General features: G+C 47.0%; 11 protein-coding genes and 4 tRNA genes. 9 read left to right on the top strand and 6 right to left on the bottom strand.

Features of this window, described 5'->3' with window-relative positions; translation table 11 throughout:
- Position 1: 1 nt before the first annotated feature.
- On the top strand, positions 2-1,294 hold the full coding sequence (gene serS / locus KGF88_RS04840) for a serine--tRNA ligase (RefSeq protein WP_153825561.1): 1,293 nt from the start codon (positions 2-4) through the stop codon (positions 1,292-1,294).
- A gap of 76 nt (positions 1,295-1,370) precedes the next feature.
- Here serS and KGF88_RS04835 read toward each other — a convergent pair whose 3' ends face one another.
- The 5 genes from KGF88_RS04835 to KGF88_RS04815 are packed head-to-tail and all read right to left on the bottom strand — an operon-like array spanning position 1,371 to position 3,480.
- Positions 1,371-1,700, bottom strand: a complete 330-nt coding sequence (locus tag KGF88_RS04835; RefSeq protein WP_110075043.1) for a TusE/DsrC/DsvC family sulfur relay protein — start codon at positions 1,698-1,700, stop codon at positions 1,371-1,373.
- Positions 1,688-2,050: a hypothetical protein gene (locus KGF88_RS04830; protein ID WP_153825562.1), complete on the bottom strand. Its 363-nt coding sequence runs from the start codon at positions 2,048-2,050 to the stop codon at positions 1,688-1,690. The genes KGF88_RS04835 and KGF88_RS04830 overlap by 13 nt, the downstream gene beginning before the upstream one ends.
- On the bottom strand, positions 2,034-2,381 hold the full coding sequence (locus tag KGF88_RS04825) for a hypothetical protein (protein ID WP_153825563.1): 348 nt from the start codon (positions 2,379-2,381) through the stop codon (positions 2,034-2,036). The genes KGF88_RS04830 and KGF88_RS04825 overlap by 17 nt, the downstream gene beginning before the upstream one ends.
- A gap of 13 nt (positions 2,382-2,394) precedes the next feature.
- Positions 2,395-2,745 (bottom strand): DsrE family protein, encoded by a 351-nt coding sequence (locus KGF88_RS04820; protein WP_110075046.1) that lies wholly within the window; start codon positions 2,743-2,745, stop codon positions 2,395-2,397.
- A gap of 57 nt (positions 2,746-2,802) precedes the next feature.
- Positions 2,803-3,480, bottom strand: a complete 678-nt coding sequence (locus tag KGF88_RS04815) for a Bax inhibitor-1/YccA family protein (RefSeq protein ID WP_110075047.1) — start codon at positions 3,478-3,480, stop codon at positions 2,803-2,805.
- A gap of 207 nt (positions 3,481-3,687) precedes the next feature.
- Between KGF88_RS04815 and KGF88_RS04810 the strand changes: the two genes are divergently transcribed.
- The 8 genes from KGF88_RS04810 (at position 3,688) to KGF88_RS04775 (ending at position 8,449) form a co-directional block, all read left to right on the top strand.
- Positions 3,688-3,779, top strand: a tRNA-Ser gene (locus KGF88_RS04810).
- A 219-nt stretch (positions 3,780-3,998) separates the two neighbouring features.
- Entirely contained in the window at positions 3,999-4,790 is a 792-nt protein-coding gene (locus KGF88_RS04805) for a thioesterase family protein (protein WP_153825564.1), read from the top strand.
- 209 nt (positions 4,791-4,999) lie between these two features.
- Entirely contained in the window at positions 5,000-5,644 is a 645-nt protein-coding gene (locus tag KGF88_RS04800; protein WP_110075049.1) for a LuxR C-terminal-related transcriptional regulator, read from the top strand.
- Between the two features lie 6 nt (positions 5,645-5,650).
- The gene (uvrC, locus tag KGF88_RS04795; RefSeq protein ID WP_153825565.1) at positions 5,651-7,519 is read left to right on the top strand and encodes an excinuclease ABC subunit UvrC; all 1,869 of its coding nucleotides are present in this window, start codon (positions 5,651-5,653) and stop codon (positions 7,517-7,519) included.
- 16 nt (positions 7,520-7,535) lie between these two features.
- On the top strand, positions 7,536-8,084 hold the full coding sequence (gene pgsA / locus KGF88_RS04790; RefSeq protein ID WP_110075051.1) for a CDP-diacylglycerol--glycerol-3-phosphate 3-phosphatidyltransferase: 549 nt from the start codon (positions 7,536-7,538) through the stop codon (positions 8,082-8,084).
- Positions 8,085-8,164: 80 nt separating this feature from the next.
- Positions 8,165-8,239: transfer RNA gene (locus tag KGF88_RS04785), tRNA-Gly, on the top strand.
- Positions 8,240-8,248: 9 nt separating this feature from the next.
- Positions 8,249-8,322: transfer RNA gene (locus KGF88_RS04780), tRNA-Cys, on the top strand.
- Positions 8,323-8,362: 40 nt separating this feature from the next.
- A tRNA-Leu gene (locus KGF88_RS04775) sits at positions 8,363-8,449 on the top strand.
- An 87-nt stretch (positions 8,450-8,536) separates the two neighbouring features.
- On the opposite strand, the gene KGF88_RS04770 is transcribed toward KGF88_RS04775, so the two are convergent.
- Positions 8,537-9,559 carry a tyrosine-type recombinase/integrase gene (locus tag KGF88_RS04770; protein WP_153825566.1) on the bottom strand — a complete coding sequence of 341 codons (1,023 nt, stop codon included), beginning with the start codon at positions 9,557-9,559 and terminating at the stop codon, positions 8,537-8,539.
- Positions 9,560-9,561: the final 2 nt, after the last annotated feature.

Genomic DNA, 9,561 nt, shown 5'->3' with positions numbered 1-9,561 from the left:
CATGTTAGACGCTAAGTTTTTTCGTAGTGAATTAGAGCAAACCGCAGCTAAATTGCTAGCCACCCGTAATTTTACCATGGATGTTGCTGGCTTAGCGCAATTAGAACAACGCCGTAAAGATTTACAAGTGCGTACTGAATCACTACAGGCTGAGCGTAACGCCAGTGCCAAAGCCGTGGGCCAAGCCAAAGCCAAAGGTGAAGACATTGCGCCTTTGTTAGCTGCTGTAGATGCACTGGGTAAGGACTTAGATACGGCCAAGGCGGAGTTACAGCAAGTACAAGATGAACTGCACAGTATCATTGCTGGTATTCCTAATTTACCCGATGACTCGGTGCCGTTAGGCGCTAATGAAGACGATAACCAAGAAGTGGCGCGCTGGGGTACACCACGCCAGTTTAACTTTGTTCCGAAAGACCATGTGGATGTTGCAGTAGGTTTACAGCAGGGGATGAATTTTGAAGTTGGAGCCAAACTAGCCGGTGCACGGTTTGTGGTGTTACAAGGTCAGGTTGCCCGCTTACACCGCGCCTTAACCCAGTTCATGCTTGATTTACATACCAATGAGCATGGTTACCAAGAAACTTATGTGCCCTATCTGGTGAACCATGAAACCTTGTTTGGGACCGGACAATTGCCTAAATTTGGTGAAGACTTGTTTCATGTGCAAGGAGCTACCGAGAATCAAGTACCTTTGTCTTTGATTCCGACCGCAGAAGTTCCCTTAACCAATATGTGGCGCGATGAGATTGCCGACGAAGCTCAACTGCCGCTGCAATACGTGGCTCATACTCCTTGTTTTCGTAGCGAAGCAGGGTCTCATGGGCGTGATACACGTGGCTTAATCCGTCAGCATCAGTTTGATAAAGTTGAATTAGTGTGGTTGGTTGCACCAGAGCATTCGATGACAGCTTTAGAGCAGCTCACCGCGCACGCTGAAACCGTTCTACAACGCTTAGAACTGCCGTATCGTAAAGTGCTTTTGTGCACGGGCGATATGGGCTTTGGTGCGGCTAAAACTTACGATCTAGAAGTTTGGCTACCAACCCAAGAAAAATATCGTGAGATCAGTTCTTGCTCTAACATGCAAGATTTTCAAGCTCGCAGAATGCAAGCTCGGTTCCGTCGCAAAGGTGCGAAAAAGCCTGAGTTGATGCATACCTTAAATGGTTCAGGGTTAGCGGTAGGACGTACGTTGGTGGCCTTGTTAGAAAACTACCAGCAAGCTGATGGCTCGGTAGCTATTCCAGCAGCCTTGCAGCCTTATTTAGGTGGCGCTACTGAATTGCGCTAAAGGTGACGAGTTAGCTAGCTTAATAACAACGCCAGCGAGAGCATGAATCGCTGGCGTTGTTGTTTATGGCGAACACTTAAATGCACTTGGCTGGCTTGGGTAAACCCGCAATTCGTGTGGCTTGTTTGGCTGGGCCTTTAGGAAATAACTTGTAAAGGTACATACTACTAGCCTTGTCCGCGCCTAAGCTCTTGCCTATGGCTTTAACCAGCACTCGCATCGCAGGGCTGGTATCGTATTGTTGGTAAAAATCACGGACAAAATGGACGACTTCCCAGTGGGCATCACTAAGCGCAATGCCTTCTAGCTCGGCAATATGCTCCGCTAAAGCGGGCGACCACTGGCTAAAATCAGCTAAATAGCCGTGTTGGTCGGTAGCATATTGCTGACCCTCTAATTCGAACATGGTTGCTCCCATAATATCACTGGCTGACATTCCAAGGTAAGTTCCACCCAACGTTGGTCACCAATCTGAATCACCGTGATAGGCAGCTCTAATTCAGCTAACTCAGGCTGCTGTTGGCGCAGTAGTTGAATTTCTGTATGCAGCGCTAATGGCCTTGCCGGGAGCTCATCAATGCGCTCAGGGTGATACCAGACCTCAAGTAAGGCTCGTTCCGATAAGATGACTTGGCTTGCTGCAGTTAGCCACTGCTGACACCACGCTGTATCAGGCCAAGTGCGCATAACCCATAAGGGATTGCTCGCAGCCTGAGTATCAATATCCTTGGACAAGCCCTCAATAGCGTAAGACATGTTGAAATTCCTCTAAGCGAGCGCTCCATAGCTCGTCATCTATCACTTCTACCGTAGCTATCCAGTTGCTATTAGCGCCACCGGCAGCTAGGTATTCACTGGCTTGAATCCACACGTTAGGACAGTCAAACAGCTCCAATAATGCATATCTCTTATGCAGCGACTGGCCATGACGTTGTTGATCTTGGTTACTCAACCATGCCTGCACCGCGGCGCCAGTTAAGATAAGCTGTGGATTAAGATCTAAACTAGCTAATGCCAACAGCATATCTTGACCATGCCAGATGGCAGGGTGGTTGATTGGACTCGTTTGAATAATAGCGAAACTCACAAGCAACCTCAGCTTAAAATTGAACGACTTTGTCGGCGGCGGCTACCGCCGTGGCAAATTCTGTTAAACCACCGTTACTGTATCCCTCAGCAAGTTGCTCGAGCTGATACTCGGTAGCGGCTACGGTATGGCAAAGCACCAAGGGAATGTGATGTTGTTGTGCAAATGCCTGCCATTGGGTGGCAATACTTTGCTCGGCGGTAGCTTGCCCATGCAATACCGCACTTTGGTAAAAGAATACTTGGCTAATACGATGGCCAGCAGTCACGGCAGCCTGAGCAAAGCGTAAAGCTAGTAAACTACGATAATGAGCTGGTTGAGCGGCATTCGGGGAAGTATGTAAGGCTAAAACAAATTGGGCCATAGCAAGAGCTTCAAATTGAGAAGCAGGGGCGGGAGCCCCTGCTAGATAACAGATAACTTATTCGTCACCGCCGGCAAACGCCATTAATAACTGAATCAAGCTTAAGAAAATATTATAAATAGACACGAATAGGGTAACTGTAGCTAATACATAGTTACGCTCACCACCGTGAATAATGGCACTGGTTTGCATCAAAATGGCACCAGCTGAGAACAGAATAAACAGCGCTGACAAAGCTAAACTTAGCGCTGGCATGTTCAGGAAGATATTTGCGATCATCATGACCACCAAGGCCACAAAACCGGCAACCATCATGCCACCTAAGAAAGACATGTCTTTCTTCGTGGTTAATACATAAGCTGATAGGGCAAAAAAGATTAACGCGGTGCCACCCATGGCAGTCATGATAATCTCATTACCTTGCGGCCCAATGGCACTAATCATACCTAGTAACGGCCCAATGGTGTAACCCATGAAGCCGGTTAAGGCAAACACTAATACCAGCCCCATAGCACTGTTAGCCGTTTTGTGGATAGCAAAGAGCAAACCATAAAAACCGACAAGGGTAATAATAAAGTGCATCGGTGCTGCATTAGTAGCAATAGCTACGAACGCCATTAAAGCACTAAAGCCTAAGGTCATGCCCAACAACATATAGGTGTTGCGTAAAACCTTATTTGTTTGTAACACCGACTCTGATTGATGAGTGGTTGATAGGTGAGCTTGGTTACTCATGGATATCTCCGTGTTGTTGTTACTGCAAATTAAAACTGCAACCAGTGTACCTTATATATGGGGGCACTTAGCAATGATTTCAGCACTTTTATTGGCTTATTGTATAAAATGACAGCAAACGAACCAAATGATTCAAATTTTTGCTTTACAAGCGCGTTTTAGCTCTTTATCATTCGCTTCGTCTTGAGGCGCACAGCCACAGACACCGGAGAGATGGCAGAGCTCGGTTTAATGCACCTGACTTGAAATCAGGCGTGGGTTTGCGCCCACCGGGGGTTCGAATCCCTCTCTCTCCGCCACATTCTAGAAAAAGCCCGCTACTTAAGCGGGCTTTTTTTTGCCCGTTTTTCGTCACGGCTGCTGCTGGCCATATGGTCTTACCTGTGTATAATCTCAAGGTATTAGTTCAGTATTATTCATACGTATCCTAACGGCTTATAGCTCAATTTTTGCTGTGGCTAGGTGAATAGTGACTGGTTTCTGTTGAAGCAAAGAGTAATGGCACAAGGAAACTTACCATGCAGTTTAGTGAGACATTAGCGCAAATAAGCGCTGCCGCAGAGCAAACGATTGAGCTGCCTGAGGGCTGGGGGCAAGGACGCGCGTTATTTGGTGGGCTTACTGCCGCTATTGCTTGGCAACATGCTCACCTTGGTGCCAATTCTGAACAACACCTACGGGCACTAACTGTCTCTTTCGTAGCCCCAGTGCAACCAGGCACAGCAACATTAAAACGGCGAATTTTACGAGAAGGCAAAAATGTGACGCAAATCGCCGTTGAAATCGTGCAGGCTGATGACGTGGTGTTAGCCGCTTTAGCAAGTTATGGCCGATCACGGCCATCCCGCGTGCGAGTGGTAGATTTGCCCAGCGCCCATGTGCCGCCACGAGAGCAAGGCCCAGCTTTTCCGCCAATCGACATACTGCCAGAGTTTACTAGTCACTTTGATTACCGTGTGAGTTTGGGTGGCTTACCTTTTACCGGCAATGCTAGTCGCGAGTTTGGTGGCTGGATGCGTTTTCGTGCAGAACAACAACCGATGTCGATAGGCCTGCTCTTAGGTATGGTTGATGCTTGGCCGCCAGCCGTATTGCCGCATTTAACCGCTCCAGCACCTGCCAGTTCTCTTACCTGGACGATTGAGTTCCCAGAGCCGTTAGATAACCAATTGAGTAGTCATGATTGGTGGCAGTATGCTGCCTATATTGATTACGCCAATGAGGGGTATGGTCATACTCATGCACATATTTGGGATGCCGCTGGTAACCTAGTTGCCATTAGCCGTCAGACTGTGACGGTCTTTGGTTAAGGTTTAAACAGGCTGATTTAACTCAAAAAAACCTTATTTATGTCATTTGAAACAAGGTGTTTTTAAAAAGACTAAAAACGCCTTGTTAATTTCCTAATAGCTAATTAAATCAATAATTTTTGCTTGCAATTTATGCCGATATAGCGCAAATCTAAGCCACCTGAAATGGTTTCAGGACTCGTGGAAAACTAAACAAAGGAATGTGGCTCATGGCTGATTTCATTATAGCTGTATCGAGTGATTTAGTGCGTGCAGGAATGTACGCCACGTTAAGCTCGAATAAAAAATACCGAGTTGTTGCAAGCGTCAAGAATATGAATGAATTACGGGAAGAAGCAAAAAACAACCCGTATGCCACGGTTATTCTTAGTAGTCAGCTTGTAGGTGATGGGACAATTGAAAGTTGGCGTCGGTTACATAGACGATATAATGATTTGCAGCTGCTCTTATGGGCGCGATCATTTCAAGATGTGCTGGATTATCAGTGCAATCTTTCTCGAGTAGACGGTTATTTGTTAGATCATGCAAACTATGAAGAGTTTGATGCGGCTTGTTATTCTTTAAGTCGTGGGCAAATGTTTGTGGCCAGCGCAGTAGCGGAATACTTTGCTAAGAATCCGCGGCGGCAAGAGCAGGTGCGAATGATAAACTCCTTAAGTGAGCGTGAATTACAAGTGACACAGATGTTAGGCCGAGGTATTCGCGTCGTCGAAATAGCCAAGCATTTAAATATCAGTAGTAAAACAGTAAATACCTTTCGCTATCGTATCTTCCAAAAACTTGGTGTCGCCGGAGATGTAGAATTAACTCATCTTGCGATACAATCGGGACTTGTTGACCTAGAACCTACATAAAACAGCATGACCGAAAAGCAGTTATTTGATGCAAAAGCATTTATTCAACACCTGACTCATCAACCTGGCGTGTACCGCATGTATGATGACGAAGGTGTTGTTATTTATGTGGGCAAAGCCAAAGACCTGAAAAAGCGCGTGAGTAGTTATTTTCGCGCTACGGTAGATAGGCCCAAAACCCAAACCTTGGTCCGTCATATTGCGGCGATGGATGTCACAGTTACCAATACTGAGGCTGAAGCCCTAATTCTTGAAAATAATTTCATTAAAAAGTACCGCCCGCGCTATAACGTCTTATTACGAGACGATAAGTCTTATCCATACATTCTTGTCAGCCAACACCAGCATCCACGTTTAGCTTTTCATCGGGGCACGCGCCGCGAAAAAGCTGAGTATTTTGGCCCATTCCCCAATGGCGTAGCCGTGCGTGAAAGCTTACGCTTGTTACAAAAGCTGTTTCCGGTGCGGCAATGTGAGGATTCCTACTATCGCGCCCGCAGCCGTCCGTGTTTGCAGTATCAGCTTAAACGTTGCTTGGCTCCTTGCGTTAAAGGCTACTGCAGTGATGAGGAATACCAAGAGCAAGTAGACTTAGCGAAGTCGTTTTTACAGGGGAAGAACCAACAAGTGATCGATCAGTTGGTGGTGAAAATGGAACAAGCCAGTACGCAACTGGAGTTTGAACGAGCAGCGCGTTTTCGTGATCAAATTGGGGCCTTGCGCAAGGTACAAGAACGCAACGCCGTTACCGGTAATCAGCAGGAACTGGATGTGATTGGCTTTGCTCGCCGTGGTGGTATTGCTGCCATCCATCTGCTATTTATTCGTGAAGGAGCAGTGCAGGGCAGTCGTAGCTATTTTCCGAAACTACCTAGTGACACCAGTGATAACGAAGTGTTGTTAGCCTTTTTGCTGCAATTTTATCTGAATGACCAAGTAGGTCGACGCTTACCGCGAGAAATTATTCTACCGGCCGACAATGCCGCTTTGTTGCTTGACCCCGAACACGATTTGCAAGTACTTGAACAAGCCTTAGCGCAACAAGTACGGATGACGCATAACGTGCGAGGCGAACGGAAACAGTATCAAGTGTTAGCGCAAAAGAATGCGCTCAACGCGCTTGAATCTAAATTAAACCAAGCCTCAACCATGAGTATGCGTTTGCAGCAGTTAGAACAAGTACTGGATGTCGCTGAGCCGATTCAACGGATGGAATGCTTTGATATCAGCCATACTATGGGCCAAGAAACAGTGGCTAGCTGTGTCGTTTTTGATCGCCAAGGCCCGAAAAAGAGTGATTATCGCCGCTTCAACATCAAAGGCATCACGCCTGGTGATGATTATGCAGCGATGGCGCAAGCGCTACAGCGCCGTTTTGATGCAGCCCTGAAGAGTCCAGAGGGCTTGGCGGCGTTACCTGATATTTTGTTTATTGACGGTGGTAAAGGGCAGTTATCACAAGCAGAAGCTTATTTTGAACAATGGGCCGCACCAAAACATATAGATGCGCCGTTGTTAATTGGCGTCGCCAAAGGCGAATCACGCAAACCTGGCTTAGAAACCTTGATCCTCGCTGGTAGCCATCAAACCATACCTTTAGCTGGCGATGCTCCTGCTTTACATTTGGTGCAGCATATTCGCGATGAATCCCATCGTTTTGCCATTACCGGGCACCGGCAACGGCGAGCAAAAGTAAAACGCTCATCCAAGCTGGAGGATATTCCTGGTATTGGCGCCAAGAGAAGGCAGAAATTATTGCAAAATCTCGGTGGATTACAGGAAGTAAAACAGGCTAGTATTGACCAACTTAGCGCAGTGCCCGGAATTAGCCGAGAAATCGCTGAAACCATCTATCATGCATTTCGGGACGAATAGAGGATAAATTTTAAAGATGTGGAATATTCCTAATCTGCTTACCAGCTTTCGCATTGTTTTAATTCCGGTATTTTTAATTATTTACTATATTCCCGGGCCTGAATCTCATTTTTGGGCAGCGTTTGTCTTTGCTATTGCCGGGATTACCGATGCTTTAGATGGTTGGGTGGCACGCAAATTTAATCAATTTACTAAGTTTGGCGCCTTTTTAGATCCGGTTGCCGATAAAGTTATGGTGGCAGCTTCGTTAATTGTCGTAGTAGAGAACTACGCCGTTTGGTGGATCAGTATTCCGGCATTGGCGATTGTAAGTCGTGAATTGGTCGTTTCGGCGCTACGCGAATGGATGGCGCAAATAGGGCGGCAAGAACAAGTTAAAGTCTCTAATTTGGGAAAATTAAAAACAATTGCACAAATGGTGGCAATTGGAGGTTTAATTTGGGAGGCAAATAGTTTTATAATTGGCACCGCAACCTTGCTGTTATACATAGCCTTTGTGTTAACTCTGTGGTCAATGTGGGAATATTTGCGGGCTGCTTGGTCAGATTTAAGCCAAGTGGATTAAAAAAAAAGCAAACGAACCAAATGATTGAAAAAAAGCGTTGACGTTAACGAAATAGCCAGTAGAATGCGCAAGCACTGGATGCGGGAATAGCTCAGTGGTAGAGCACAACCTTGCCAAGGTTGGGGTCGCGAGTTCGAATCTCGTTTCCCGCTCCAAATTCGGTTGGCGGGTTGGCAGAATGGCTATGCAGCGGATTGCAAATCCGTGGATCTCGGTTCGACTCCGGGACCCGCCTCCATCTCGAAGACCTTAGGTAGTACCTCGGAATTACAATGTATGCCCGGGTGGTGAAATTGGTAGACACAAGGGATTTAAAATCCCTCGCTGGTAACAGCGTGCCGGTTCAAGTCCGGCCCCGGGCACCAATTCTGACAAGGCCTGTAGCGAAACAGGCACTTTCAGCAAAACCACACTTAGAAGATTCTTAGAAGATACACTTAGAAGATTCACCCTCATTTTTTACGCTCATTGAAACCGTCAACAGCTGGTACAACATCCGCTTTTCTGTCGTAACGAGCAGTCTGTGATGCGCTCTTGTGGCCACTAATGCGTTGCTTCTCATGCAGCTCACCATCTAAATCTGAAATACCCTTTGCCTTGATGTCGTGAAATGTGAAATCAAGCGGCAAGCCAGTTTTTATTCGCGCCTCGCTTCGTGCTTTTGCCCACGTCGTATTGAAGCCATTACGGGTGTACTTGCTACCATCTGGCTTGTGAATGACGTACTGGCTCGCCATGCCTTTCTTGATTGGTAAGCGCTTTGCTAGGGCCATAATCGCTCGAAGCCGTGGTGACCAGGCTTTCACTTGCTCCTTGCCTGTTTTACCCTGCTTAATGAATAGCCCTTCATCGAGAATGTTCGACTTGCGCAGTGTTAACACGTCAGATTGTCGCGCGCAGCAAAGATAAGCAAGCTCCATCGCAATCTTTACGGCCGGTGGGGCGCACTGGAAAACCGCATCATATTCAACATCGGTGATGTACTTATTGCGTGGCGTCTCCTTGAACTGACGAACCCCTTTGCACGGATTGCGCTTAACTAGACCGCGCTCATAAGCCCACCGATACACCCGGCTAAAGAATGATTTTTCACGGTTTGCTTGCACGCGACTACGCAGGCCTCGTTTGTCCATGTATAAGCGAATATGCTGCGGCTCAACGCGGTCTGGGTCCATCTTGCCAAACACATCAAGAATAAACTTAGAGTGCTTGTAATAGTCCTTGCGTGTGGCCACGGCCAGTTCGCAGAAGTCAGCACTACGCAGAAACTGCTCAACGAGCCATTGCACGGTTTGCTTGTTGCTGGAAATCTCAACTGCATCCTCCCAAGCGCGCCACACTTCCGATATGGCAGCGTCAGCCTTGCACAGCGTAACCGTCTGGTTATCTCGCGGCTTCCAAACGTAGGCATACTTCGTCTTGTAAACACGAACGGGGAGTTTTTCCCCGCTCGAATCCTTTCTCCGTCCAACCATGA

The organism is Idiomarina loihiensis (genome assembly GCF_024584785.1).
Classification (GTDB): Bacteria; Pseudomonadota; Gammaproteobacteria; order Enterobacterales; family Alteromonadaceae; genus Pseudidiomarina; species Pseudidiomarina fusca.
The sequence above is the reverse complement of the archived record's forward strand: the minus strand, read 5'-3'. Positions and strand labels throughout refer to the sequence as shown.

Coding starts and splice junctions, on each gene's coding strand:
- serS (WP_153825561.1), top strand. CDS start 2: ATGTTAGACGCTAAGTTTTTTCGTAGTGAATTAGAGCAAACCGCAGCT.
- KGF88_RS04835 (WP_110075043.1), bottom strand. CDS start 1,700: ATGTTCGAATTAGAGGGTCAGCAATATGCTACCGACCAACACGGCTAT.
- KGF88_RS04830 (WP_153825562.1), bottom strand. CDS start 2,050: ATGTCTTACGCTATTGAGGGCTTGTCCAAGGATATTGATACTCAGGCT.
- KGF88_RS04820 (WP_110075046.1), bottom strand. CDS start 2,745: ATGGCCCAATTTGTTTTAGCCTTACATACTTCCCCGAATGCCGCTCAA.
- KGF88_RS04815 (WP_110075047.1), bottom strand. CDS start 3,480: ATGAGTAACCAAGCTCACCTATCAACCACTCATCAATCAGAGTCGGTG.
- KGF88_RS04805 (WP_153825564.1), top strand. CDS start 3,999: ATGCAGTTTAGTGAGACATTAGCGCAAATAAGCGCTGCCGCAGAGCAA.
- KGF88_RS04800 (WP_110075049.1), top strand. CDS start 5,000: ATGGCTGATTTCATTATAGCTGTATCGAGTGATTTAGTGCGTGCAGGA.
- uvrC (WP_153825565.1), top strand. CDS start 5,651: ATGACCGAAAAGCAGTTATTTGATGCAAAAGCATTTATTCAACACCTG.
- pgsA (WP_110075051.1), top strand. CDS start 7,536: ATGTGGAATATTCCTAATCTGCTTACCAGCTTTCGCATTGTTTTAATT.
- KGF88_RS04770 (WP_153825566.1), bottom strand. CDS start 9,559: ATGGTTGGACGGAGAAAGGATTCGAGCGGGGAAAAACTCCCCGTTCGT.